Genomic DNA, 25,078 nt, shown 5'->3' on the forward strand with positions numbered 1-25,078 from the left:
ATCTAATTCTTTTCCTGTCTTCTTCTCATTTCCTTTTCTCTTTCTTCTTCGAGTTCATGGATAGTATGTCTTATGCTGCTCATTTCACTTTGCAGACTGTTAATCTTTTCGCTGATTTCCGAAAGCCTATTAGGTAACTGTTTTATTTCAATATCTTGATATTGTTGAAAAGCTCCCTTTGTTCTTATATTTTCAAATTCTACAGCTAATGTCCCATGCCAAGTTGAAGCTGATAAATCTGGCTTGACAACATTATCACTATAACTTGTCATTTCATGTTTAATAGCCTGCAGATCAGATTTCCCATTCTTTAGTCTGCGAAGCTGGTCTTCCTTCTCCTGCAACAACCCATAATAATAGAATATAGACAAGTAAGATCACCCTTTCTGGTGCTATTCGTCTTAATAACTATGTATTTTTTTACGTGATGACGCCTCCTTAACCCCCCTTCTTTTTTCAATCTTTTCCATTGTAGCATACCTAAAATATGGAATAATGATAAAAATTATCTAATTATTCCATATTCACCTTAGGTAAATAGCATCAAATTGACTTGGAATCTCTGTATAGGTAAGTATCTAATAGCCTAATTGCTTGCTGATAGCTCAATCTGTAAATAAATTCCGTTTTTTCTCCAATACCCTGTCTTTTTAGTTTTAAACACATTTTAAACCAAAAAGTGAAAAATAGGTCAATTGGTATAGTTATCCTTCCTATTAATCAAAAAAGCCGGAACCAATCCATGTCGGTTACTTTGAGCAAGAAGTGAAAGAGTCCAACTATAACACTTTTTCCGAAGAGATCTAGAGCTAATTTCCAAGTATGAATCAAGCGGAAGTCCGTGCTGCTCTAACAAAATGTGGATTAACAACAAAGCATATTGAACAAATCGAAGTCCTTTCTAGTGGAGAAAAAGCCAAGGTCAGCTTGTGCAAAATTTTAAACCTAGAAACGAATTTATTAATACTAAACGAAGCTGCCAGTCAATTATATGTAGATGCACAAAAAGAAGAATTGAAGCGTGCTTTAAAGGAATATCACGGAAGCATCTTAATGGTATCCCACAAACCTGATTTCTATCGTAAAATCGCGACTGATATTTGGAATTGTGAGGATGGACAACGAAAGTATTTTAAATAATGATTGAGGGGTACAAAACTGATCTTTTGTCCCCCTTATTTAATAAGGTATATCTTTTGTGACGTGTTTCGGTTACTAAAAAACTATATTTATCCCAAACTTGTCAATAAAACCATCATTCCATTCGTAATACCATGAATCAGTACAGATGGCCATATCGAATTCGTTCGCTCATATGCTAGTGCAAAAATGATACCGCTGAAAAAGTTAACTGGCATTGCGTTATATGTAGGGATATGGACAATAGTAAAAATAGCTGAACTAATTAGAATCGCTCCGAATATTCCCATGCGAGTGCGTAACCAGCGATATATAAATCCTCGGTAAAAAATTTCCTCATATATTGGTGAAATCACTGCCGCTGACACAAAGGCAATAAAAACTGTAAAGAAATCTACGTTTTGCTTTAGTGATTCGGTCTTTCCATTCTCCCACGAAATTCCTATAAAACTAGTAAGTACAACAATGATTACAGCTCCAATAAGTAAAATAACAGAAAATACAGCAATTATCTTCCAATCTTTCTTTGAAAACCTCTTTATTCCTACTTCATGCCAAGAAAGTGCTTTTGGACGGAGAGCAATAAAATAAACACCTATTAGTAAAACGATTGCTATTGTTAACCCCATAAGTGTACCTGCATATAAATCATTATTAAAAAATTGTGCATACATCGATGAAACAATAAACTTTAAACAGCCAAGGACAAAAATAAACTCAAGTATCATTAATAAAATAAATTCTTTACTCCCCCATAGATCCTGTTCTTTCCAATTAGTCTGATTGTTCTTCATCCTCATCCCTCTTCCTATATATGATATAATGCAACTATATTAGATTACGTTACGTAACCTGCAAGTTTTTTAAGGAGGGATACCATGAAACGATGGTCTATTGGAGAAGTAAGTAGACAGCGAAATTTATCCAAACGAACACTTCGCTATTACGATCAAATCAATCTTCTTACACCTAGTTTTAAAGATGAGCACGGAAGACGATTCTACTCAGAAGAGGATTTATTTAAATTAGAGAAAATTATTATTCTAAAGTCCCTTTCACTGTCATTAGAGGATATTCACCATTTATTAGATAAGCTCTCTTATAAACAAATACTCACCTCACACTTCAATTACTTACAAGAACAGCTTTCAAAACTTCAAACAAGCATAGCTAACACTACTTCATTAATCAATATGATAGATTTAAAAAAAGAGCTATCTTGGGAACACATCACCGAACTTGTTCAACTTTCACAAAGCAAACCTAAAAAGTGGATTGAATATTTTCAAGATGACGAAAAAGTATTTTTAGAACAAACGATTCCGAGCCTTAGTCATAATGATGAAATAACTCATCAATATATTCTGTTATTAAAACAAATTGAATATTATATAAACCAAGGTATACAAGCAGAATCAGTACAGGGAATTCAAATTGCTAGTAAGTTAATAGAGCTATCAGAAGTGACGTTTCATGGGAACGATGATTTAATCGATAAATTTTGGGAAATAAGAAAACTACCTAGTGAGGAAACTGGACTATTTCCGATTTCCAAAGATGTATTGGAGTTCGTGGAACGATGTATTGATTATACAACATCTAAACAACTGGGAAATTAAATTGAGCAAACAAAGTAACCAAACTAATAAAATAATAATACGATTAGTAATCGACTCTGCTTTTATGAGCAGCGTTTTTTATTTTAAGTTGTAAAACTACACGATGTTGTTATTTAAAGTTCTTCAATAAACATATGATTAAACTTAAAACACGAATAGGACATGAATCCGTCTGTATTTGCCGTAACATTAGCAACTATAAAATAAAATACCTATATTCTAATTTATTTGGAATATCTTTCACTTCCTAATACCGGCATCTCCATTAGCTATGTTTCCATGGAAAAAGACGTAAAAAAAAACGCACCGAACATTTCAATATAATCGAATATTTTTAAGGATTTAACAAATGATAGAACTTATCAGAAAACATCTAGTCCTAAAGGGAGTTTCGAAAATGGTGTTAAAAGAAAAAATTTCTTTAAACCAATTATTCCACATTGTTATTGGATTTAATTTGGGGAGTTCTCTTATTATCGGGATTGGGATAAATGCAAAACAGGATGCCTGGATTGCTGTTTTATGCTCTTCCATTATAGGCATTTTCATCGCATTATTTTATTACCATTTCCAAGAAATATTGCCCAATAAACATTTTTCCGAAATGCTTGAATACATATTAAATCGTCCCATTTCAATTTTTATTACATATATCTATACACTCTATTTTTTTTATTTAGCCGCTCGGGTTATTCGTGATTTTGGAGAATTGGTTACAACCTTTATTCTCCCTAACACTCCGATAGAAGTTTGCAGCTTAAGCTTTGTGATTATCCTTACATACATCATATATTTAGGGGTGGAAGTCCTTGGAAGAGTAACAGAAGTATTTACACCATACGCTATTCTTTTTATTATCCTTGTGACCATTCTATTATTTGGTAATCACGACATAAAATTAGAGCGAGTTACGCCTATTTTAGCTACAGGGGTTAAGCCCTTGTTAAATACCATTTTCCCATATGAGCTCATCAGACCATATGCTCAATTATTTGCCTTAACATTTTTATTTTCTCATTTACCTAAACAACAATATGCGAGACACACACTAATTTATTCTGTCCTTTCATCAGGATTCTGGTTAACAGTAGGTACATTCATTGTCACAACTTCCTTAGGACCATCTATTGCATCTCGCAGTACTTTTCCTCTTGTAAGTGCAACTAGATTAATTAGCATAGGTGATTTCTTACAAAGGGTAGATGCATTTGCCATATTTATTATTGCATTAGGTGTAGTAATTAAAATTTGTATTTTTTCCTTTGCTGCCTTAAAGGGGCTGGAATATATCTTTAAGCTCCCTTATCGCGTATTAGTCATTCCAATGATGTGTATTTTAACCATCTGTTCATCTTTTATTAGCATAAACTTTTCTGACCATATTACTGAATCAAAAACCGTAGTTCCTTATTTTTTAAGCTTACCTTTATTTTTTCTTCTTCCGAGCTTATTTATGGTATTAGCCTTAATAAAAAAGAAAAAGGATGCTTAGACAAGTATCCTTTTTTGAAAAGTTATATTGGCAGGGGATGTGGTCAATGTGTACATACCTTGCATAAAAAGGCTGTTATATCAACGTTAATTGTGCCACACATTCGACGTGCGCCGTTTTGGGTTTGAGTTTCATAGCCCAAAGCAAACGTACGTTCTAATCTTCATTCTCAGTATTTGACTCAAACTTTAGAAAATATGTTTCGTTCTATTTCAAATTTAAAAAGTTAAAATGTGGTCAAGTGGGCAGAATTCTTTCATGGTTATAATGGATGTTTCCACTCTTCCCAACTTCAACCATACATTCTTACATGCCTTTTAGTTAGGAATGAATTATCATATTGTTTCTTAACTGAAAGTTTCAGATTACAAATATCAGAAATAATATAGTTGTTTAATTTACAATAAAGAGTAATATAGTTGTTTTTAAATTTTTCTTTCATTAAAAGGTTAGTTGAATAGAGAAAAGCAAAAACACCCCCTAAATCACAATTAGATTCAGGGGATATTTCTATACCAAGTGAAATACTTCTCTTAGTAGATTTTTTACTTAATTCCTAGTTAATTTTGATCTAATCGAGTCTTTATGAGGATTTTTTCCAATTCAATCTTTTATTTAAACTATACAATTAAAGAGATTCTGATGCTGCTATTGTTTATATTGTTCCATTTCAAGTAGGCTGAGATCAAATGATATCTTTTTCGACCATTGTCAATACAATCTGGACTGAATTCCAAGCAGCCCCTTTTAATAAATTATCTGATACAATCCATAGGTGGAAACCATATGGATTGTCAGGATCTTTTCGAACCCTTCCAACAAACGTTTCTGTTTTTCCGGCTGCATAAATAGGCATTGGATATAGTTGATTACTTGGAGAATCCTGCAAAATAACGCCTGGTGCCGAAGATAATACATTTCTTATTTCATCAACAGTTGCTACTCGTTCCAATTCAATATAAACAGATTCAGAGTGCCCACTTACAACTGGCACTCTGACACAAGTGGCAGCCATTTTTAGGTTAGAATCTTCAAATATCTTCTTGGTTTCTTGAATTATCTTTACCTCTTCAAAGGTGTAATCATTTTCAGTAAATACATCTACTTGCGGTATTACATTAAAAGCAATTGGATAATGTTTTTTATCTTTTTTTGCAGGCATTATAGAAGCGGTAACCTCTTCGCCCGCAAGTAATTTCATTGATTGATCTTTTAACTCATTGATTGCATGTATTCCAGTTCCTGATACAGCTTGATATGTTGAGACAATAATTCTCTCTAAACCAAATAATCTTCTAATCGGCTGAAGTGCTGTTACCATTTGTAAAGCAGAACAATTTGGTACTGCAATAATACCCTTGTGTTTAATAAGAGTATGTGCATTCACTTCTGGAACAACAAGTGGAACTTCAGTTGACATACGATATTCGCTAGTATTATCAATCACAACTGCGCCACTATCAACCGCGGATCTTACCAATTGTCTTGAAACTTCTCCGCCTGCACTAAAAAATGCAATATCAACATCCTTAAAGCTTGTTTCCTTCGCTTCCTTAATTATGATTTCTCGACCTTTAAAAGAAATTTTCTTACCAGCAGATCGCTTCGATGAAAGAAGAGTGACTTCATTTATATCAAATTGAGTTATATTCTCCAGCAAGTTAATAATTTTCTGGCCAACTGCACCAGTAGCACCTACAACAGCGATATGATAGCTCTTTTTCCTCATATTATTTCTCCTCCGATAATCAATTTTAGAAGTGGAATAGATTTTTTTCTTTATTCCTACTCTTACTATAATGGAAGAGTTATTATTTGATAAATTGAAATATATGATATAATCATTCATAAATTATGATACTAAAAAGAGGTTTAACTATGGAAATGAGACATGTTAAGACTTTCTGTGCTGTCGTTAAATATGGTGGATTCTCAAAAGCAGCGCGCGAATTAGACTATGCACAATCCACTGTAACAACGCATATTAAGGCTTTGGAGAACGACTTGCAATCTCCCCTTTTCGATCGGTTAGGAAAAAAAATACTTTTAACAAAAGCGGGGCATTATTTTCATCCTTATGCGTTAGAGTTACTTGCGATTTATGAAAAAGCACAAGAAATCCCACAAGATAGCAATCATCCTGAAGGTACACTTACTATTACTGCGAATGAATCTCTAGCTGTCTACCGTTTACCAAATATCCTAAAAAAATATAAACAGATAAATCCTAAAGTGAATATTATACTTGACACGGGAACAAATGAACAAGCAATTAAGAAGCTGAGAGATGGAGAAACAGATATAATTTTTTTGATTGGACAATCAATGGAATACGATGAGTTCATTACGACTACTTTGTTTGATGAGACCTTAGGTTGGGTTTTACCGGCTGACTTAGCCTTATGTGATAATCCATTAAAGATATTAAAGGATTATCAATTTATCTATACAGAGAGAAATTGTGGGTACAGAACCATGGTGGATAACTACATACGTATGAGTGGACAGATGCCTGACAAAACATTTGAAAGTTCAAGTATTGAAGTTATTAAACAATCAGTTTTGTGCGGGTTGGGCCTTGCTATTCTTCCTTATATTGTTGTGAAAGAAAATTGTAACAATAACGAATTAATCTTTAAGCCAATTGAATCATCACAACTTATTAAAAGTAATGTGATTTATCATAAATCCAGGTGGATATCTCCAGTGCTACAATCTTTTCTTAGTATATTAAAAAAGAAGAGCAATATACTGTATGATTAAATCCTAGAACTGGATGACATAGAAAAATCATAAAAAGTAATGAAAATGGCCCTTCGCAAGAGTTACGAGGACCATAATTTAATTTTCTCAACACAAACCGGAAAACCAATTTTCCCTCGAGCATTAACAGCAGAGTTTAATAAAGCAATTAAAACTGCCAATGTTCAAAAAATCCGTTTTCATGATTTGAAGCATATTCATGCTACCATGTGCCTAGAAGCAGGTATGTCTTTAAAAGAAGTATAAGTTCGTCTTGGACATAGCAGTATAAAAACAACTGGCGATGTTTATGCTCATGTCACCGAATCAGTGAAAGAAAAATCAGTCGATCTCTTTGAAAAATTTATCTCTAAATAATTTTATTTGCAAGGTATGTGGTCAATGTATACATACCTTGCATGCAAAGCTTGTTATATCAACGATAATTGAGCTACACATTCGACATGTGCCGTATGCGGAAACATATCCACCGGCTGCAAATACTCCACCTTATAATCTTTAGACAAATAATCAATATCCTTTGCTAAGGTAGATGGATTACATGAGACATACACAAATTTCTTCGGTTTAACCTTTTTAATCGCGTCTAATAATTTTCGATCACAGCCTGTTCTCGGCGGGTCAACGACAACTACATCTGGGCGCCAACCTTCTTCTACCCATTTTGGCAGCCAGTGTTCTGCTGTGCCTGTTACATAGGTTGCGTTTTCGATACCGTGTCTATCTGCATTTTTTTGTGCATCTGTAATCGCAGCTTCGATTGTATCCATGCCGCGGACTTCACTTGCGCCATCTGCTAGCCATAAGCCAATAGTTCCGACACCACAATAAGCATCCGCTATTTTTTCTTGTCCTGTTAACGCTGCTGCTTTTTTTACTTCATCGTACAGCTTTACTGTTTGAACAGGGTTCAATTGGAAAAAGGCACGGGCTGACAATTCGAAGTTTAAATCACCTAGTGTTTCTTGAATGACTTCTTCCCCACTTAAATGGATGGTTTTTTCGCCAAAAATAAGAGACGTTTTGTTACCATTGATGTTTTGCACTAAAGATTTTACTTCTGGTAATCTTTTTTGAATTTCAGCCATTACTAATTTTTTTCTTGGCATTTCTTTTTGTGTCGTGATCAGTACCACTTGCACTTCTCCAGTTTCAAAGCCAGCACGTGTTACAATTGTGCGGACGATCCCTTTTTGTTTCCGTTCATCATAGATTGGCACTTGGAATTCTTCTAAGATTTTGCGAACTTCTTCTGATACTTTATTCGTTAATGGATGCTGTACCATACAATTCTGAATGGGGATTAAGCGATGGGAATCAAGTCCATATAGCCCTGCAATCACTGCACCATTTTTTTGCTGTCCCACTTGAAATTGACTTTTATTACGATAGTTCCATGGATCTTCCATGCCGATTGTTGGGCGAATATCCAATTTATCGATTTTTAGCTTTGTATGTCTTTCTAATGATTGAATAACAATATCTCTTTTTTCCTGCAATTGCTGATCATAGGCTAAATGCTGAAGCTGACATCCTCCACATTGTTCATAAAATGGACATGGTGCCTGTACGCGAAAAGGCGAAGACTTTCTTATCTTTTTTACCTTTCCTTCTGAAAACTTGGGCTGGACCTTTGTTGCTTCTACTACCACTTCTTCTCCGGGAAGAGCACCTGGCACAAAGACAACCTGCCTTTTAAAATAGCCGACTCCTTCTCCATTTATCCCTAAACGTTTTATTGTCAATGGGAAGGTTTGTCCTACCTTCAGCTTCGCTATCGTATTTTGCTGTTTATCTTTCATCTATAATTACTCCTATTATCTTCTATTAAAAGGTAGTACTATCTTTCCTCATTCTGTCTTCTTCCTATACTAAAGCTTCTTTGGAGAAATATCCAGTTCTCTTATTCCCAGAAGCTGAAAAAGATTTCCAGCTGATAAAAACTATATTTCCTCAGGTAAATAGCTTAATGACAAGTAAAGCAGCAATTGCTAAAATTATTGTACTAGTTACTTTTTTAATGAAGTCTCCTGGGGCAGCTATAAAATTATTACTGTCAAATCTCCCTTAAGGTATTGACATGTAGTAAATTCTAAGATATTCTAAACAATGCAAGTAATCACTTGCATTCAATCTTGAAAGTTGGATGGGATATGAAAAAAATAAATAGTACATCAGAACGAATCATTCAAGCGTTTATTGAGCTATTTCGTGATTACGGGTATAAAGGAACAACGACCCGCGCCATTGCTGAAAAAGCAGGTGTGAATGAAGTAACAATTTTCCGCCATTTTGGAAATAAAAAGGGGATTATGGAAGCAGCTATTCAATCAGTATCCTATCACCCTATGTTAGAAAAAGTTATTAATGAACAAATGGTTTGGGATCTTGAACAAGATTTGTGGGTGATCGCAGAGGGCTACCATACGTATATGGAAAAAATCAAAGATTTAGTTATGATTGGTTTGAGCGAGGCACAATTGTTTCCAGAACTTAATGAAACGATTGTTAACATTCCAAAGCAATTAAAAGATATGATGGTATTATACTTTAATGAGATGAATAAAAGAGGGAAGCTAGTAGATACAGATATTGATTTTCAAGCGATGAATTTTATCTGGCTGAATTTCGGCTACTTTCTTTCAAAATCTCGCTTTGGTGACAGTGTCATTTCAAGTTCCAAAAAGGATTTTATAAAACACAGTGTTTATCTTTTTGCTAGGGGATTAACACCCTAGCAATTTTTTTACTATAAATGCAAGCATGTACTTGCTTTAAAAAAAGGGGAATTTAAATGAAAACATTAAAACAATTTTTTAAACATCCTGAAACTATTATTGGTATTTCCACTGCAGTTGCATTCCTATTAATTTTCTTCTGTGTATGGATGACAGCATATGATGGCGTTAATAATCGAATCGACAAGCTGAAAATTGGCGTAGTTAATGAAGACCAACAAATAGGTTCCATGATTGAAAAAGAAGTGGTGAAAAATGTACCATTTGAAGTAAAAATGTACCAATCGATTGATTCCGCAAAAAAAGATATGAATCAAGCAAAACTAGATATGGTGATGCAAATCCCTGCAATCTTTTCTAGTCGACTGCAAGAAAATGAGATACCGGAAATTAACTATTTCATTAACCAAGCAAACGCTACTTTGGCAAAACAAATAATGGATGGAGCAGCAAAGAATATTACTCAATCCATTAATGAAAATGTTTATAATTATAAACAACAACTTATTCTGTCAAACTTACAGGAACAATTAGGAAAAAACGTACCATCGAATGAGCTCGCTCAAGAATTTTCAAAGGGTATTTCTCAAGCCTTAGAATCTTTAAACATCCAATCTGTTCAAACAACTGTTGAAAAGACGAATAATGTTGATGGATTTGCTCCTACTATGGTGCCGCTGATGATGGTACTTGCTTCATATGTAGGCTCTATGATTATGAGCCTTAATATGAATATTGTTTCATCAAAAATAAAAAGCAATTATAATAAATGGTCGATATTCTTAGTAAGACAAATCATTAATATAGGTGCATCTATTCTTTTATCTAGCATCACATTATTATTGTTTGCTATATTTAATATTGAATTACACACATCCATAATAGAGTCAGGAATATTTCAAATTTTTGTCTATTTCTCTTTCTTAAGCTTGACACAGATGTTTGTTATTTTATTTGGACCAGGTGGCATGTTATTTAACATCCTTGCCCTTTCATTGCAGCTTGTTACTTCAGGAGTAATTATTCCAAAAACGATGTTATCTAGCTTCTATCAAACGATTGGTTCCTATTTACCGGCAACATATGCTTCAAATGGTTATTATTCATTGATTTTTGGAGGAAAGAGTTTAACAACTGAAATGATGGCTCTGCTAATCGTATCAACTGTAACCCTTTTTGTAGCATTGTTTAGAATTGCTTTACTTAAAAAAAGCATTTCTACAAATAGTGCAATGAGTCAATAAGACTGTTCCACAAACGAAGTATTTAAAATAACCTTCTCATTAAAAAAGGACCATAAAATATACCCATTTTCACACCAAAACTTGTTTTTTACTATCTACACTAAGTTAATACAAAAAATACTTTGGCTACGTGTGATTCTTTTGAATTTCAAGAAGTTAACATTGGGAATGAGACTGCTTTGCTTTTTGCAGGAATGTTAGTTGGCTGCTCTGACCAAAAAGATGACCAAACGGAAGATACCGAAACAGAAACACCAGCAGAGAACGAAAAAGAAGAATAAAAAAGTGAATATAGAAACAACAAAAAGGCTGATTAACATGTTCAGCCTTTTTTCTTATATACATTTTCTAAAAAAGCAGATTATTCCTCTTCTGAACTTGCTTTGTTTTTCAGAGCAAAATAATCTTTTAACATCACCTGATTTTCTGCTATATCTGCTAGTGTATACTGGTCTAATACTTTAAAAAACTGTTCCAATGCATTATTTAAAACATGCTTTAATGAACATACTGGCGTGATGACACAGGCATTATTATCATCAAAACATTCTACCAAATAGAAGTTTTCCTCTGTTTGGCGGATAACTGCTCCAATGTTAATATCTGCTGGATCCATTGCTAAGCGAAAACCACCGCTTCTTCCTCTGATTGTTTCTATATAGCCTAATTTCCCGAGATTGAAAATAATCTTCATTAAATGGTTTTTCGATATATTATAAACTTCCGATATTTCTTTGATATTTGTTAGTTTTGGCTGTTCTTGTGTTGCCAAATAGATTAATACTCTTAGAGAGTAGTCAGAATAATTGGTTAACCGCATAACTCTATCTCCTTTTGTTATTTTTACGGTTCTGATAGTGAAATTGTGAACATTTTGTTAAACATGTTAAAAACAGTGAAAAAGATGCATTTAAAATATTGCTTTTATCGAGACAGAATCCTATCATTAAAGATGTATTTTAAATATTACTTTAAAAGAAGGTTATAAAAATGCTATCACAAAAAACTATTGACATCATTAAATCTACTGTACCAGTATTACAAGTCCATGGTACACAAATAACTACTGTTTTCTACAAAAATATGTTTGCTGCCCACCCTGAACTGCTGAATATTTTCAATCATGCTAATCAAGCACGAGGACGCCAGCAAACCGCTCTTGCTAATACCGTATTAGCAGCAGCACAAAATATTGATCAGCTTGAGACTATTATACCAGTTGTAAAACAAATCGCCCACAAACACCGCAGTTTAATGGTGAAAGCCGAGCACTATCCAATCGTCGGGGAATTTCTTTTAAAAGCGATTAAAGAAGTCCTAGGAGTTGCTGCAACAGATGAAATTATCCAAGCATGGGCTGATGCTTATGGTGTAATTGCACAAGTATTTATTGATATCGAAAAAGAAATGTATGAAGAAAGTGCTTCTCAAAATGGCGGTTGGTCTGACTATAAAGAATTTAAAGTGATAAAGAAAGTAAATGAAAGTGATGTTATTACGTCCTTTTATTTAGCTCCAGCTGACGGAAGTTCGTTACCAGCCTATGAAGCAGGTCAATACATTACCATCCGCTTATCCATTCCTGGGGAAAAATTCTTATTTAACCGTCAGTACAGCCTATCATGTGCCAGCAATAAAGAATATTTCCGTATTTCCGTTAAAAAGGAAGCGTCAGTAGAAAATCCGGATGGCAAAGTTTCTAATTATCTTCATAGCGATATTAATGTTGATGATCTAGTAGAAGTTACCGTTCCAGCTGGTGACTTTACCCTTTTAAAAGAAGAAAACCCAATTGTTTTTATCAGTGGAGGTGTTGGTATCACCCCATTTATGAGCATGGTAGGAAGTATTGCAAAAGAGCAGCCCAATCGCGAGGTACACTTTATTCATTCTGCAAGAAGTGGTTCCATCCAAGCATTCAAAGAGGAATTAATCCAACTGAAAGAAAAAATTACGAATCTCACTCTTTCTTATATATACGAAAATCCTTCCGAAGAAGATAAGCTAAACCCATTCTTCCAAAAAGCTGGCTATATTGATGCAGACTGGCTAAAAGAGAATGCCATTACGACAGATGGACATTACTATGTCTGCGGCCCAGTTCCATTTTTACAAGCAGTGATAACAGGATTGAAGAAAAATGGGATTGATGATAGTCATATTCATTATGAATTCTTTGGTCCTTCTATGAAGTTATAAGAAAGAAAAAAGCCATTTGTCCGCTGACAACTGGCTTTTTTCTATTAATGGATATCCCGTTTCTTAAAGTTACCGCCTTTTACTTCTGATACATCATAAATAGCGACAAATGCTGTCGGATCTAATTCATGGATAATCTCTTTCATTTTTCTTTCTTCCATCCGGCTGACTACACATGTAATTTCTTTAAATGGCTCATTTGAGTATCCGCCTTCTGCAAGTGTATAAGTTGCACTGCGACCTAGGCGGTCACGAATGGTTTCAACCATTACTTCTGGTTCATCTGTAATAATTTTAAACGTTTTGGATCCACTTAAACCTTCTTCTACAATGTGGATTACTTTAGAGGCAATGAAGTATGCAATCGCAGATAAAATAGCTCCTTGAAGACCAAATACCGTAGATACGAAAATAAATACAAACAAGTTTAAAAATAAGATTAAATCACTTGTTCCAAATGGTAATTTTCTTGAAAGCAATACAGCTAACATATCAATTCCATCTAATGCTCCACCATTACGCAAGGCTAAACCCATTCCAAAACCGATAATAATCCCGCCAACAACTGTTATTAGAAGCGTATCTCCTTCAATGATGGTCGGGACATGGTGCATTAAGCTTGTACTAATAGCTAAAGAAAGTATACCGATAACCGAATATATAGCAAAACTTTTTCCTATCTGTTTATATCCTAAAAATATAAAGGGAATATTTAGTATTCCAATCAAAATTCCAAGGGGGAATCCCATTAACTGAGAACCAACGATACTTAAACCAGTAACCCCTCCATCAGATACTGCATTAGGAATAAGCACTGCTTCCAGCCCATATCCAGTGATAATTCCTCCAATAATAACTAATAATGCTCTTGAAGCCATAATAAGCTTCTTTGGTTTTTTCTGTGTCTTTTTCTCCATTTACTTTCCTCGTTTCAAACTATTTAAATAATCAACTTATTTATATTTTACCATAGTTAATTGTTAACAACTAAAGATAAGGCTAAAGAGCTACTCAATACTTCTCCATAGGTATAGGGATGCATAGCTTAAATACGGATGCCATTCCGGGAGCAAAGCCTCCATTTCTTCTTTTGTCGGCTTTTGATCCAATTGTAAAAGCTTTTTCAGCGCATTTTGAATCCCTATATCTGCAATGGGAAAAAGATTATTCCTTCCTAATCCAAATAATAATAGATTCTGAATAGTCCATTGGCCTATTCCTCGATAGCGGATTAATTCTTTCATAATTTCGTCATCAGACTTTTTTTCTAAACTTGCGATATCTAAATTACCTTTTATTATTTCATTGGAAAGATCGATAATATACTCAGCTTTTCTTGTACTAAATTGCAGTTCACGCAATTCTTGGACAGTAAGCTTTGCTACTGTTTCTGGTGCTGGGTAAAACCAGACACCATCTTTTTGAAAACCATATGTAGTCACAAAACGCTGGGTTAAGGTGAAGGCAAACTTTAGGTTTAGCTGTTGATGGATTATACACTTTACTAAACTGTTGTAAGGATGAAAATCTAATACAATCGGTGTTCCATAATGCTCCTCAAAGAGCGGCTTTAATTTGGTTGATTGAAAATGTTCATGAATGGCGAGCAATGATTCATCCCACCGGAAAATTCTGCGGATTTCTTTATAAATGAGGTCATGCAATGAGGAATCTATTTCCTCCCACTCTAAGCGAAATGTTGGTTTTTCCGTTATTCCAGTTGCTTGTATCTTCACCACGATTGGTTTGTTATCGATACGAAGTGGTACTTTTACCCATCTTGCTTCTTTATCTAGTACATGTAGTGGATCTAAGGCTAATCTGCTTAAGACGAGATCAAAATTATAAGGTCCTTCAATTTTAACGGTATGCAAAGTGATCACCTGTTTTTTTCTTGTATTATAGCATGAAAAAGCCCAATAAAGAGAAGGAATTCTCTCATTGGGCATACTACAATTCTTATTGCATGATTCCTTCATCCATTTCTTTCTTCAATGTTAAATCGTCTAAGCTTTTAAAGGTATAGCCTCTTTGTTTCAAATCTTTAATTGCTTGTTCTAATGCTTCTGCGTTATCTTTTGAAACAGTATGAAGTAATAAAATACAGCCCGGATGAACTTGTTTCATTATATTGTCATAGCTATACTTCCAACCCTTTTGCTGGTCTGTCTTCCAATCTACAAAGGCTAATGACCAGAACACTTGTGTATATCCTAACTCTTGAGCAAGCTTTAATGTTCTCTCACTAAAAACACCACGCGGGGGACGTAAGTAACTCATTCCCTTTTTCCCTGTTAGTGCTTCTGTTTCTTTCAGAACGGAATCAAGCTCCTGCTTTAATTTTTCATCACTAACTTGTGTAAAATCTGGATGATGGTAGGAATGGTTTCCAATAATATGACCTTCCGCAGCCATTCTTTTAACAAGATCTGGAGCACTTTTTAAATAATGACCAGTAATGAAAAACGTTGCAGGTACCTTTTCTTTTTTGAGAACATCAAGAATTTTTCCTGTATATCCATTTTCATAGCCATTATCAAAGGTTAGATAAAGTACCTTATCTTCACTGGTATCTTTATAATAAGCACCATACTTTTCCAGTAAAGTATCTAACTCTTGCCCTGCTTCTGCCGGTTGTTCATTTGCTCCCTTTTTAAATCCCCAGCTTAGCGGTTTATTGGATACACTCGCTCCTACAGGAAGGGCAAATAAACAAAAAGCAGAAAAGCAAATAAACGTTTTGATTGCTAATTTCAATGTAATTCCTCCTTTGCCGTTCATTCCTTTTGTTATTTTCTGTACACTGGAGGAATTCATTCTTGGTAATAACAAGCAAAGAAAAAAACGGCTAAGCTTTTAGCCGTTCTCACCACATTTATTTGTATACACGATCTTTAAATTGCGCTAATTTTTCTAAAGAAGACATTTCAATATCTTGATGAAGAGAATTACCATGAGCATCCATTGTCACCACGGCTTTAAATCCCTCTACCTTTAAATGCCACATCGCTTCAGGAATTCCAAACTGCATAAGGTCTACACCTTCTACCGATTTAATGCAATCAGCGTAATATTGGGCCGCTCCGCCAATGGCATTTAAGTAGACACCGCCATGCTCTTCCAATGCTTTTAATGTTTTAGCACCCATACCACCTTTTCCAATCACTGCACGGATACCAAATTTTTTCATGATATCCCCTTGGTAAGGCTCTTCCCGAATACTTGTTGTTGGTCCAGCAGCCTTCACATGCCAATTTCCATCTTCATCTTTGAGCATAACTGGTCCACAATGATAAATAATTTGTCCATTTAAATCAATAGGAGCATCATTTGTACTTAAATATTTATGGATCGCATCTCGCCCTGTGTACATCATTCCATTAATTTGGACAACATCTCCGACTTTTAATTGACGGATTTCCTCTTCACTAATTGGTGCTTGAAGGATAATGACTTCCTCTGCTGCCGCTACTTCATTTTCTTCCGTATCTGCTTTGAAATCGATTTTATCTCCTTCTTGATATTGCCACTCCTTAATTTCCCCTGTATCAGGATTTACGGAGATAGCCAAACGGCGGAATGCCCAGCAATTGTAAGCAACGGATACAAAGAAGCTTGCGGGAATACGGTTCATTACGCCAATTTTACAGCCTAACAGTGTTGTTTCCCCGCCGAATCCCATTGTACCAATTCCTAGTTTATTCGCATTCTCCATGATGTACGCTTCTAGCGCCGCTAATTCTGGAATATCATTTGTATCATCGACAGAGCGGAATAGCTGCTCTTTCGCTAAATCATATCCTGCAGAACGGTCTCCACCGATACCGACTCCAATGAAACCAGCACTACAGCCTTGCCCTTGTGCTTGATATACAGAATGAAGAATACATTTACGAATTCCGTCTAAATCACGACCAGCACGGCCAAGACCTTCTAATTCACATGGAAGGCTGTATTGGATATTTTTATTTTCGCAGCCTCCGCCTTTTAAAATTAAACGAATATCGATATAATCCTTTTCCCACTGTTCAAACTTTATGACAGGTGTCCCTGCCCCTAAATTATTCCCGCTATTTTCCCCTGTAAGTGAATCAACGGAGTTTGGTCTGAGCTTCCCATTTTTCGTTGCAAGCTCCATCGCTTCATAAATAGCTGCTTTTATATCCAGCTGATTGACAGCAATAGGTGTTTTAATTTTAAATGTTGGCAGCCCTGTATCTTGGCAAATAGGTGAGACTTCCTTATCTGCCATCCCAATATTTTGCGTAATGGTCGCTAAACTCATCGCCGAACGAGTCCCAGCATTTTCTGATGCAGTAGCTTTTGCAATTGCACGGCGCACATCTTTTGGAAGATTGGTCGATGTTTCTACAATTAAATCGTAAATACTCTTCTTCAGATTTTCAAAATACATGCTTCTCCCCCTCATTTGAAAAGCGCAAGGCATACCTTGCACATTTTTTGTTACATACAAATACTCCCTATAAAAAATTATACTCTTCTCTTCGGCGATAGAGAAGTGATTTGCAATCGTTTACAGAAAATTACTATAAATTTTGGTTTTCTTTATAGAAAAGAAGAGATATCCTTCATCTGGAGGAGATCTCTTCTTAACAATCATCATTTCTAAACCTCAGCCACTTTAAAGACGCCTTGTATTAAGATAATGCATTTTCTACTTCATCTATTAATTGCTGTGCATCGATTTCGACTGGGAATTGAAATTCTTTATCATTAATAAAGACAGTTGGTACCATCTTCACTTGGCGCTCGATGGCCTCTGCTGTAATTTTCAAACTAATATCAATTGTTGCCGGCTCTTCTTGTAAGCCATATGTTTCTGTTAACATCTGCTTAATAAAATCACTATCCTTCTCACTCCATTGGCTTTGCTTCGCAAATAAATCCTTCATGATTTCATAGATGCGCTCTGGCTCATTATAATCAAAAAATAAGTTTGCCAATGTGCCATATAATAGCATTTCACGTGGTTTATCATAATGCTTAATCACATATTGTACTTTCCCATTCTCTATATATGGTTTTAAACTTTGATCAGCTGCAACAAAGAAAGTAGCACAGTAGGGGCATGCTAAATTTAAAAACACCTCTACTTTTACTGGAGCATCTTTGCTTCCGTAACTTAAAAATGCATTTTTAATTGTGGACATGATCTTTCCTCCTTATTTTATGTTAGTGGGAATAATAGAATCATCCATTGTTACCGCGTCTTTAATACTAATGTCCTTTTTTAGTAGCTCAGCTGCATAAAAAGTATCTGCAAGCTTTTGTTGACTGTTAATAATATCTTCATTTATTTTTTCAACACCAAAGGTTCTTCTTTCATTTGCCTTTTGTAATGGTGCCTCCTCTAATCCAAGCTCAGAAGCTAAGATTTTAGCGACTTCGTCTTTATTTTCATTTGCCCATTGATCTGCCTTTTGTAATTCTTCTAAAATTATTTTTGTAACTTCAGGTTTTTCCTTTAATAATTTTTCTGTTGCAAAATAGAATGTCCGATTTTCTGTCAGGTCTTTGCCATTGATTACTGTTCGAGTATTAACCTTATTTTCGACAATTGCTAAATAAGGATCCCATGTGCCATATACATCAAACTCACCTTTAGTAAATGCAGCTAATCCTTCCGCAGCGTCTTTATAGAATTTTATTGTTACATCATCTAATGCAATGCCTGCTTTTTCCAATGCAACTAGCAATAAATAGTGCTGATTCCCACCTTGGGTAACCCCAATGGTTTTTCCTTTTAAATCTTCGACTGTTTGGATAGATGAGTCCTCTTTGACTATAAGAGCTACCCCTTCTGGATAAGGAGATTCTGAGGCTACATAATGTAACGGATGACCACCAGCTTGCATAAATACGGCATTCCCATCAGAGGCATGTCCGAAATCAATATTATCTGTATTTAAAGCCTCTAATAACACAGTTCCTGTTGGAAACACCTTCCACTCTACTCTGTAGCCAGCATCACTTAAGGCTTTATCTAAATTCCCATGCTCCTTTAGAATATTTAAGGTATTCCCTTTTTGATAGCCAATAGTAATGACTTCTTTATCCTTATCCACCGATGAATTAGAATCCGTTGAAGCCGTATCTCCACATGCAGCTAAAACAACAGCTGTGAATGCTGCAACGATAAATAGTGAAATTTTTTTCATCTTTATCCCCCTAAAATCTGATTAAGTATTTTTGTTTCATAATAAGTAAATTTATCATTGCGTTCACGAGGTCTTGGCAACTCAATAATTTCATCTAATTGAATGATCCCTTTATCGATAACAATAACCCGATCTGCTAACCTGACTGCTTCTGTTACATCATGGGTTACTAGAAGAGAAGTAAATCTTCTCTGCTGCCATATTTCCTCTATTAAATTTTGCATTTCCAATCGTGTGAGAGCATCAAGTGCTCCAAGTGGTTCATCAAATAGAAGAATATCAGGATTACTCGCTAAAGCACGGGCAAGGGCAATTCTCTGCTTTTGACCACCTGATAATTGATCTGGCCAATCCTTTTTCTTTTCCATTAATCCCACCCGTTCCAGTGAGTTTATCGCGTCATTTTCTTTATCTGCACCTAGTTCAATATTTTGTATAATATTTTTCCAAGGAAGCAGGCGATCATCTTGAAACATAATGCGAATCTTAGGTTCTCGCTCCTCTTCACCAGAAAAAAGTAAACTCCCTTTTGAAGGCTGTTCTAACTTTGCAATAACGCGAAGCAATGTACTTTTGCCACATCCACTACGCCCAACAATTGCCGTAAAGCTTTCCTGTTCAAGTGATAGATTAATGTTGCTGAGTACTTCATTTGTACCGAAACTTTTTGCTACCTCTTTTAATTCTATTTTGAACATATCATCACCTCATTCCATCTTAATCTCGTCGATAAGCGGGATTCCATTTTAAAAATCTTTGTTCGAGCAGTTTTGCGAGAAAATCGGATAATTTACCTAAGATGGCATACAAAACAATTGTTAATACAACAATATCCATTTGCATAAATTCTCGACCATTTGTTGCCAAAAAACCGATTCCAGCATCTGCACCAATCGTTTCCGCAACAATTAAGGAAGTCCACATGACTCCAAGAGCATATCGCACTCCGACTAAAATAGATGGCAAGGCACCTGGTAAGATAATATTTCTAAAAAGCATCCATTTATTTAAACCATAAACAGATCCCATTTCTACTAATTTCCGATCAACATTCTTAATTCCATTAAATGTGTTGATATAGATTGGGAACATAACCCCTATTCCCACTAAGAAAATCTTGGCACTCTCTCCAATCCCAAACCAAAGTATAACAAGAGGAATTAAGGCTAAGTGTGGAATTGTTCGTATCATTTGAATAGATGTATCAATGACTCTTTCAAAAAATAAAATGGTTCCATTAAATAAACCTAAAATAAATCCTAATATTCCCCCAATGACGAAACCGATAAATGCCCGCTGTGTGCTTATCCACACATGTTCTTGTAAATCACCTGTCCCCCATAAGCTAATTCCTGCTTTTATGACCTCTACTGGTGTTGGCAAAATAGAAGAAGTAATGATCTGAAACTGCCCTAAAATTTGCCACAGTACAATAAGGAAAATAGGAAGGATCCATGGTACATATGGATTGTCATACCACCTTTTGCTTTTTTTCATTTTTTCACCTTCCATACAATGTAAAATTAATCGTAACGTTCTTTATTATAGTAATTCCAATCGGATTTGTAAACATTAAAATTTTTAATTATCAGTAAAATTAATATATAAAAAAACACCCATCTGCTGAGTGTTTTTAAACAATCTATTTTTTATTGATGGGAAGCTTTATCCCCTCGAAAAAGTTTAAGAAGTGGTTTATAAATCTCTATGTTTAAACTCATTACATTTTGATTCAATTTCATCTATCATTTCAATTAAGCGATCAATATCCTCTAGTTCAGCTTCTTCTGGATCAATGGCATCTAGCACATCCATAAACATGTTTAATCTTGTCTTTAGAAAAGTAACTTGCTCATTTTTATCTGTAATTGAACTACCCAATGTATTCTCTCCTTTCAAAACTACTTCTTAATCGTAACGAATTTTTCTTCTTTCGGCAACCTTCCTCTTTTTAGCTTGGCACAGGTATTATTTTTTTACACATTCATAGAGGAAAAAGAAAGAAACATCTAGTCAAGATGCTCCTTTCTGTTTATTTATTGACACTTTCCTTTCCTAACCCTGTAGCTATATAATCGATAATTCTATCCATCACTTGAGGAAAAAGCTCTGTTCCTATTTCATCTTTATGCAATCTTATCATCATAATCGCTTGGATAACTCCTACCGTTAATTCTGGATTCTCTTTAGGTAAGACTCCACGATCCATAAGAACTTTGATAGCATTGATTCCTCTTTGAGTATGTATCCGCGAGAATTCTTCCATCTGTTCCGGAAGTTTTCTTGTAAGTCTTTCATGTTCATCACTCTGAAACACACGTTGAAGAAAGGGATTTTCCTCCACAAATGTGAAGGATGTATGAAAAAATGAAGTAAGCAAGTCCTTCGGAGAAAGATCTTCACGAAATAACTCAGCAAGAACTGTCTCACGTACTTCTTCTTCATTTTTTAGAATTTCGAAATAAAGCTCCTCTTTAGATTGAAAGAATTTATAGAATGAGCCCTTAGCAATCCCGCATGCCTGTACAATATCATCAATAGTTGTTTTAGCCAGTCCATACTGTATAAAAATTTCTCTTCCTTTTTCCATAAGGGCATGATGGATATGCTCTTTTTCCTGTTTTGTAAATTTAGGCATGATAAATCTCCTTTTAATATTTTTATGACTTTTTATAGACATTTAGTCACATAATGTTTATACTTATCTTAATCTCTTTGTAAATAAAAGTAAATAAGTAATAGTATATTTTTGAATTTATATGACTATAAGACCTTTTTTGTTCACATAAAGAGATGACGATGGAGGGGAAATTCATTGTTAGATCTATTTCCTCTCCTTTCACTATTGAATATAAAGATGGAGAGATGAAAATGAAGACCTTAGAAAAAGCATTTGAATTTGAAAAATTATATAATTTTCGTGATATTGGCGGCATGACAACCAGTGACGGGCGCAAAATGAAAGCTGGTGTATTATTTCGTTCAGAAGAGTTATCTAAGTTATCCAACAAAGATTTGGAAACCTTCGATAAATTGAATATAAAAGCCATTTGTGATTTAAGAACACCTAATGAGCAAAAATCAAAAGTAAGTCGTATCCCGACTGGAAAAAGAATTCAATTATTAAATGTATCCATCCATGATAAAAGCCGAGAATTTACCCGTCTTGAATTCTTTAAATTTTTAGTTAGCAAGTCAAATACCATTGATTTTGAAAAGATCATGAAAGAAATGTATGAACATATGGCATTTGGCTGTCATAAGGAAATTCGCGAAATTCTTATCTTTCTTTCAAACCAGCAAAATATTCCTGCCCTGATTCATTGCACAGGAGGAAAAGACCGAACTGGCTTTGTCTCAGCAATTATTCAATTACTTGTGGGTGTCCCATATGAAGCGGTTATAAACGAATATCTAGTATCAAATCAGTTAATAGCTGCTCGTATGAAGAAAGTCGAAACTTTTATTAGATGGATGAGTTTGTTTCAAGTATCGCCAGAACGATTAAAACCCATGTTAGAAGTTCAGCGTGATTATTTAGAAGACGTATATAGAAAAATCATCGAAGAGTACGGAAACATAGAAACTTATCTTCTGGTGGCTTGTAATATTCCTCAAAGCAATTTAGACAAGCTCAAACAATTATTAATTGAATAGAAAGTTATGAGTTATGATCTTAAATATAGAAGTTTTACATGTGAAGATGGATTTAGAGAAAATTACTTTCTACCCAGCAAGTTTATTAAAAAAAAGACAACCGCTACATAAAAAGAGCATCTTCTAAGACTTAAGATGCTCCTTTTCTCTACATTATTGTAGGGCTGTCCCCTTTTCCTTTACTTCCATCTCTTCTCTAACAGCAGGAAGCTGGGTTCCTTCTTTCATTTCTGACGATTCAATAATTTGATCTTTCGTAGTAGCTATCTTATTCGTAATTTGGTTATATTGTCTCTTTGTTTGAAAGTAGAGTTGTCTGAAATCCTCCGTAATTTCTTTTAAGTCCTTGGAACGCTCACGCACAGTGGATTGAATTTGCTTGTACAATCTCTGAGTATCATTCGTAATAGCTTTCATGGCATCAGAAGAACGATGGAATCTTTCCTTCCAATCCTTTTTAAATTCATCTGGGTTATCTTTATAACTCTGAACAATGCGAGTGCTTCCATCTTTTAAATTCTCGAATTTCTGCATCGTTCTTTTTCTTGTAGCTGGATCAATTAGAGAAACTGTGACACCAATGACACTTCCAATTACTAAGCCTGTTACAATTTTATTTCCTTGATTTGCTGCATTAGACATATCATTCATCTCCCTTCTTCTCGTTAAAGATTCTTTTCCCGCCTACGTAATATTTAAACAAAAACGTTTGACAGATAGGATTTTTCCTTTAATAATGACAAGGGGCCTTTTATCCCTAACAATGGAAAAAAGCATTCTATACCTTTTTTACACATAGATATAGTTTAACTATTTATTTTATAAAGGAGCTTATAATGATTACTGAAAAAAACATAATTTCTCCAAGCATTGATCCTTGGGAAGCTTATATGGATATGGAGCAGCATGGAAAATTAACCTTATCTAACATTGAATTTACTACAACAACCTTATGTAATATGCGCTGCGAGCATTGTGCTGTTGGTTATACTCTTCAACCAAAAGACCCGAATGCTTTACCGATTGATTTATTACTAAAAAAACTGGATGAAATTCCGCATCTACGCTCACTAAGTATTACTGGCGGAGAGCCAATGATGAGCCGAAAATCTGTAGAAAATTATGTGGTCCCTCTTTTTAAATATGCACATAGCCGCGGAGTAAAAACACAGTTAAATTCAAATTTAACACTAGGTCTGGACCGTTACGAACCCGTAATTCCTTATTTAGATGTGCTGCATATTTCTCATAACTGGGGAACAGAAGAGGAATTTGCAGAACGAGGTTTTGCGATGATGACAAGAAAACCAACTTACGAACAAAGAGGGAAGCTATTTAACAACATTATTACAAATAGTAGAGCTTTAGTAGAAGCTGGGGTAGTTGTCTCTGCCGAAACCATGCTAAATAAGCGTACACTCCCATATTTAGAGCATATCCACCGGCAAATTGTTGAAGAGATGAAATGTCAAAGACACGAGATTCACCCTATGTACCCTTCAGATTTCGCTTCTGCTTTAGAAACATTATCACTAGATGAAATTCGTGACAGCATCAATCACCTTCTCGATATTCGCGATGAAAATGTGTGGATGCTATTTGGTACCCTTCCATTTTATCCGTGTAATACGAAAGAAGAAGATCTACAGTTATTAAATCGCCTTTATTCTAGCAAAAATGTTACAGTTCGAAACGATCCTGATGGTCGTTCTCGTTTAAACGTTAATATTTTTACTGGAGATGTAATTGTTACTGATTTCGGTGACACTCCAGCACTTGGCAATATTCAAACAGATCATTTAGAAGATATCTTCCAAAAATGGCTATCCACTGATTTAGCTCGTTCGCTAAATTGCCATTGTCCTGCTGTTAAATGCCTTGGACCAAATGTCCTTGTAAAAAACAGTTACTATCAAGATGTGGATTTTACAACAAGAAAAGCAGTAATTAGTCGATAATAAAAAGTAGTGTCCATTGATAGTTGATGGACACTTTTTATTGTGCGTTGTGGGCGTTTTTGCAAGATGATTTTGTACTATTGGTATAT

At 34.8% G+C, this 25,078-nt stretch carries 25 protein-coding genes and 1 pseudogene; 10 read left to right on the plus strand and 16 right to left on the minus strand.

The window, feature by feature from the left end:
• Positions 1-2 precede the first annotated feature (2 nt).
• Positions 3-371, minus strand: coding sequence for a YwqH-like family protein (locus BCI01S_RS15165; protein WP_047941693.1), 369 nt, complete (start codon positions 369-371; stop codon positions 3-5).
• A 370-nt stretch (positions 372-741) separates the two neighbouring features.
• On the opposite strand from BCI01S_RS15165, the pseudogene BCI01S_RS15170 reads away from it, so the two are divergent.
• A pseudogene (locus BCI01S_RS15170) lies at positions 742-1,136 on the plus strand (ATP-binding cassette domain-containing protein); the annotation flags it as partial.
• A gap of 93 nt (positions 1,137-1,229) precedes the next feature.
• Here the strand turns inward: BCI01S_RS15170 and BCI01S_RS15175 are convergent.
• On the minus strand, positions 1,230-1,934 hold the full coding sequence (locus tag BCI01S_RS15175; RefSeq protein ID WP_061799852.1) for a CPBP family intramembrane glutamic endopeptidase: 705 nt from the start codon (positions 1,932-1,934) through the stop codon (positions 1,230-1,232).
• A gap of 84 nt (positions 1,935-2,018) precedes the next feature.
• On the opposite strand from BCI01S_RS15175, the gene BCI01S_RS15180 reads away from it, so the two are divergent.
• On the plus strand, positions 2,019-2,759 hold the full coding sequence (locus BCI01S_RS15180) for a MerR family transcriptional regulator (protein ID WP_047941696.1): 741 nt from the start codon (positions 2,019-2,021) through the stop codon (positions 2,757-2,759).
• A gap of 397 nt (positions 2,760-3,156) precedes the next feature.
• Entirely contained in the window at positions 3,157-4,251 is a 1,095-nt protein-coding gene (locus tag BCI01S_RS15185; RefSeq protein WP_235844520.1) for a GerAB/ArcD/ProY family transporter, read from the plus strand.
• 685 nt (positions 4,252-4,936) lie between these two features.
• Here BCI01S_RS15185 and BCI01S_RS15190 read toward each other — a convergent pair.
• The gene (locus BCI01S_RS15190) at positions 4,937-5,980 is read right to left on the minus strand and encodes an aspartate-semialdehyde dehydrogenase (RefSeq protein WP_047941697.1); all 1,044 of its coding nucleotides are present in this window, start codon (positions 5,978-5,980) and stop codon (positions 4,937-4,939) included.
• Positions 5,981-6,105: 125 nt separating this feature from the next.
• Between BCI01S_RS15190 and BCI01S_RS15195 the strand changes: the two genes are divergently transcribed.
• Positions 6,106-7,014, plus strand: a complete 909-nt coding sequence (locus tag BCI01S_RS15195; RefSeq protein ID WP_082810077.1) for a LysR family transcriptional regulator — start codon at positions 6,106-6,108, stop codon at positions 7,012-7,014.
• 45 nt (positions 7,015-7,059) lie between these two features.
• Positions 7,060-7,260, plus strand: a complete 201-nt coding sequence (locus tag BCI01S_RS24830) for a tyrosine-type recombinase/integrase (protein WP_061799856.1) — start codon at positions 7,060-7,062, stop codon at positions 7,258-7,260.
• A gap of 164 nt (positions 7,261-7,424) precedes the next feature.
• On the opposite strand, the gene rlmD is transcribed toward BCI01S_RS24830, so the two are convergent.
• Positions 7,425-8,816, minus strand: coding sequence for a 23S rRNA (uracil(1939)-C(5))-methyltransferase RlmD (gene rlmD, locus BCI01S_RS15205; protein WP_061799857.1), 1,392 nt, complete (start codon positions 8,814-8,816; stop codon positions 7,425-7,427).
• A 351-nt stretch (positions 8,817-9,167) separates the two neighbouring features.
• On the opposite strand from rlmD, the gene BCI01S_RS15210 reads away from it, so the two are divergent.
• Together BCI01S_RS15210 and BCI01S_RS15215 are read left to right on the plus strand one after the other, a co-directional pair.
• Positions 9,168-9,752, plus strand: a complete 585-nt coding sequence (locus BCI01S_RS15210) for a TetR/AcrR family transcriptional regulator (RefSeq protein ID WP_047941700.1) — start codon at positions 9,168-9,170, stop codon at positions 9,750-9,752.
• 56 nt (positions 9,753-9,808) lie between these two features.
• Entirely contained in the window at positions 9,809-10,996 is a 1,188-nt protein-coding gene (locus BCI01S_RS15215; protein WP_061799859.1) for a YhgE/Pip domain-containing protein, read from the plus strand.
• A gap of 361 nt (positions 10,997-11,357) precedes the next feature.
• Here the strand turns inward: BCI01S_RS15215 and BCI01S_RS15220 are convergent, their stop codons facing one another.
• Complete coding sequence (locus BCI01S_RS15220) at positions 11,358-11,816, minus strand: RrF2 family transcriptional regulator (RefSeq protein ID WP_047941702.1); 459 nt, start codon at positions 11,814-11,816, stop codon at positions 11,358-11,360.
• Between the two features lie 170 nt (positions 11,817-11,986).
• Here BCI01S_RS15220 and hmpA point away from each other — a divergent pair, with 170 nt between their 5' ends.
• Positions 11,987-13,195 carry an NO-inducible flavohemoprotein gene (gene hmpA / locus BCI01S_RS15225; RefSeq protein WP_061799861.1) on the plus strand — a complete coding sequence of 403 codons (1,209 nt, stop codon included), beginning with the start codon at positions 11,987-11,989 and terminating at the stop codon, positions 13,193-13,195.
• A gap of 44 nt (positions 13,196-13,239) precedes the next feature.
• Here hmpA and BCI01S_RS15230 read toward each other — a convergent pair whose 3' ends face one another.
• The 10 genes from BCI01S_RS15230 to BCI01S_RS15275 form a co-directional block, all read right to left on the minus strand.
• Positions 13,240-14,112, minus strand: coding sequence for a YitT family protein (locus BCI01S_RS15230; protein ID WP_047941704.1), 873 nt, complete (start codon positions 14,110-14,112; stop codon positions 13,240-13,242).
• 90 nt (positions 14,113-14,202) lie between these two features.
• Complete coding sequence (locus BCI01S_RS15235; protein ID WP_061799863.1) at positions 14,203-15,069, minus strand: DNA-3-methyladenine glycosylase family protein; 867 nt, start codon at positions 15,067-15,069, stop codon at positions 14,203-14,205.
• An 85-nt stretch (positions 15,070-15,154) separates the two neighbouring features.
• A complete protein-coding gene (gene pdaA / locus BCI01S_RS15240) occupies positions 15,155-15,976 on the minus strand; it encodes a delta-lactam-biosynthetic de-N-acetylase (protein WP_047941822.1) in 822 nt (273 codons plus the stop codon).
• A gap of 94 nt (positions 15,977-16,070) precedes the next feature.
• Positions 16,071-17,609, minus strand: coding sequence for a fumarate hydratase (locus BCI01S_RS15245; protein ID WP_061799865.1), 1,539 nt, complete (start codon positions 17,607-17,609; stop codon positions 16,071-16,073).
• Between the two features lie 244 nt (positions 17,610-17,853).
• Entirely contained in the window at positions 17,854-18,366 is a 513-nt protein-coding gene (locus BCI01S_RS15250; protein WP_061799867.1) for a thioredoxin domain-containing protein, read from the minus strand.
• 12 nt (positions 18,367-18,378) lie between these two features.
• Positions 18,379-19,374, minus strand: coding sequence for an aliphatic sulfonate ABC transporter substrate-binding protein (locus BCI01S_RS15255; protein WP_061799871.1), 996 nt, complete (start codon positions 19,372-19,374; stop codon positions 18,379-18,381).
• Between the two features lie 2 nt (positions 19,375-19,376).
• Positions 19,377-20,072 carry an ABC transporter ATP-binding protein gene (locus BCI01S_RS15260; protein ID WP_061799874.1) on the minus strand — a complete coding sequence of 232 codons (696 nt, stop codon included), beginning with the start codon at positions 20,070-20,072 and terminating at the stop codon, positions 19,377-19,379.
• Positions 20,073-20,091: 19 nt separating this feature from the next.
• The gene (locus tag BCI01S_RS15265; RefSeq protein WP_047941710.1) at positions 20,092-20,871 is read right to left on the minus strand and encodes an ABC transporter permease subunit; all 780 of its coding nucleotides are present in this window, start codon (positions 20,869-20,871) and stop codon (positions 20,092-20,094) included.
• A 198-nt stretch (positions 20,872-21,069) separates the two neighbouring features.
• Positions 21,070-21,255 carry an SE1561 family protein gene (locus tag BCI01S_RS15270; RefSeq protein WP_047941711.1) on the minus strand — a complete coding sequence of 62 codons (186 nt, stop codon included), beginning with the start codon at positions 21,253-21,255 and terminating at the stop codon, positions 21,070-21,072.
• A gap of 151 nt (positions 21,256-21,406) precedes the next feature.
• The gene (locus tag BCI01S_RS15275; protein WP_061799877.1) at positions 21,407-22,012 is read right to left on the minus strand and encodes a TetR/AcrR family transcriptional regulator; all 606 of its coding nucleotides are present in this window, start codon (positions 22,010-22,012) and stop codon (positions 21,407-21,409) included.
• Positions 22,013-22,245: 233 nt separating this feature from the next.
• On the opposite strand from BCI01S_RS15275, the gene BCI01S_RS15280 reads away from it, so the two are divergent.
• On the plus strand, positions 22,246-23,031 hold the full coding sequence (locus tag BCI01S_RS15280) for a tyrosine-protein phosphatase (RefSeq protein WP_047941823.1): 786 nt from the start codon (positions 22,246-22,248) through the stop codon (positions 23,029-23,031).
• A gap of 153 nt (positions 23,032-23,184) precedes the next feature.
• Here the strand turns inward: BCI01S_RS15280 and BCI01S_RS15285 are convergent, their stop codons facing one another.
• A complete protein-coding gene (locus BCI01S_RS15285; protein ID WP_047941713.1) occupies positions 23,185-23,673 on the minus strand; it encodes a YtxH domain-containing protein in 489 nt (162 codons plus the stop codon).
• Between the two features lie 194 nt (positions 23,674-23,867).
• Here BCI01S_RS15285 and yfkAB point away from each other — a divergent pair, with 194 nt between their 5' ends.
• Entirely contained in the window at positions 23,868-24,989 is a 1,122-nt protein-coding gene (gene yfkAB / locus BCI01S_RS15290) for a radical SAM/CxCxxxxC motif protein YfkAB (RefSeq protein ID WP_047941714.1), read from the plus strand.
• Positions 24,990-25,078 lie beyond the last annotated feature (89 nt).

The organism is Niallia circulans NBRC 13626, from assembly GCF_001591585.1.
GTDB lineage: Bacteria > Bacillota > Bacilli > Bacillales > Cytobacillaceae > Niallia > Niallia circulans.

Excerpts from the sequence above, each read along its gene's own strand:
- BCI01S_RS15260 (WP_061799874.1), bottom strand. The coding sequence starts at position 20,072 with ATGTTCAAAATAGAATTAAAAGAGGTAGCAAAAAGTTTCGGTACAAAT.
- hmpA (WP_061799861.1), top strand. The coding sequence starts at position 11,987 with ATGCTATCACAAAAAACTATTGACATCATTAAATCTACTGTACCAGTA.
- BCI01S_RS15255 (WP_061799871.1), bottom strand. The coding sequence starts at position 19,374 with ATGAAAAAAATTTCACTATTTATCGTTGCAGCATTCACAGCTGTTGTT.
- BCI01S_RS15220 (WP_047941702.1), bottom strand. The coding sequence starts at position 11,816 with ATGCGGTTAACCAATTATTCTGACTACTCTCTAAGAGTATTAATCTAT.
- BCI01S_RS15280 (WP_047941823.1), top strand. The coding sequence starts at position 22,246 with ATGAAGACCTTAGAAAAAGCATTTGAATTTGAAAAATTATATAATTTT.
- BCI01S_RS15250 (WP_061799867.1), bottom strand. The coding sequence starts at position 18,366 with ATGTCCACAATTAAAAATGCATTTTTAAGTTACGGAAGCAAAGATGCT.
- rlmD (WP_061799857.1), bottom strand. The coding sequence starts at position 8,816 with ATGAAAGATAAACAGCAAAATACGATAGCGAAGCTGAAGGTAGGACAA.
- BCI01S_RS15185 (WP_235844520.1), top strand. The coding sequence starts at position 3,157 with ATGGTGTTAAAAGAAAAAATTTCTTTAAACCAATTATTCCACATTGTT.
- BCI01S_RS15285 (WP_047941713.1), bottom strand. The coding sequence starts at position 23,673 with ATGTCTAATGCAGCAAATCAAGGAAATAAAATTGTAACAGGCTTAGTA.
- yfkAB (WP_047941714.1), top strand. The coding sequence starts at position 23,868 with ATGATTACTGAAAAAAACATAATTTCTCCAAGCATTGATCCTTGGGAA.
- pdaA (WP_047941822.1), bottom strand. The coding sequence starts at position 15,976 with ATGAACGGCAAAGGAGGAATTACATTGAAATTAGCAATCAAAACGTTT.
- BCI01S_RS15275 (WP_061799877.1), bottom strand. The coding sequence starts at position 22,012 with ATGCCTAAATTTACAAAACAGGAAAAAGAGCATATCCATCATGCCCTT.
- BCI01S_RS15265 (WP_047941710.1), bottom strand. The coding sequence starts at position 20,871 with ATGAAAAAAAGCAAAAGGTGGTATGACAATCCATATGTACCATGGATC.
- BCI01S_RS24830 (WP_061799856.1), top strand. The coding sequence starts at position 7,060 with ATGGCCCTTCGCAAGAGTTACGAGGACCATAATTTAATTTTCTCAACA.
- BCI01S_RS15215 (WP_061799859.1), top strand. The coding sequence starts at position 9,809 with ATGAAAACATTAAAACAATTTTTTAAACATCCTGAAACTATTATTGGT.
- BCI01S_RS15175 (WP_061799852.1), bottom strand. The coding sequence starts at position 1,934 with ATGAAGAACAATCAGACTAATTGGAAAGAACAGGATCTATGGGGGAGT.
- BCI01S_RS15180 (WP_047941696.1), top strand. The coding sequence starts at position 2,019 with ATGAAACGATGGTCTATTGGAGAAGTAAGTAGACAGCGAAATTTATCC.
- BCI01S_RS15245 (WP_061799865.1), bottom strand. The coding sequence starts at position 17,609 with ATGTATTTTGAAAATCTGAAGAAGAGTATTTACGATTTAATTGTAGAA.
- BCI01S_RS15230 (WP_047941704.1), bottom strand. The coding sequence starts at position 14,112 with ATGGAGAAAAAGACACAGAAAAAACCAAAGAAGCTTATTATGGCTTCA.
- BCI01S_RS15190 (WP_047941697.1), bottom strand. The coding sequence starts at position 5,980 with ATGAGGAAAAAGAGCTATCATATCGCTGTTGTAGGTGCTACTGGTGCA.
- BCI01S_RS15195 (WP_082810077.1), top strand. The coding sequence starts at position 6,106 with ATGATACTAAAAAGAGGTTTAACTATGGAAATGAGACATGTTAAGACT.
- BCI01S_RS15210 (WP_047941700.1), top strand. The coding sequence starts at position 9,168 with ATGAAAAAAATAAATAGTACATCAGAACGAATCATTCAAGCGTTTATT.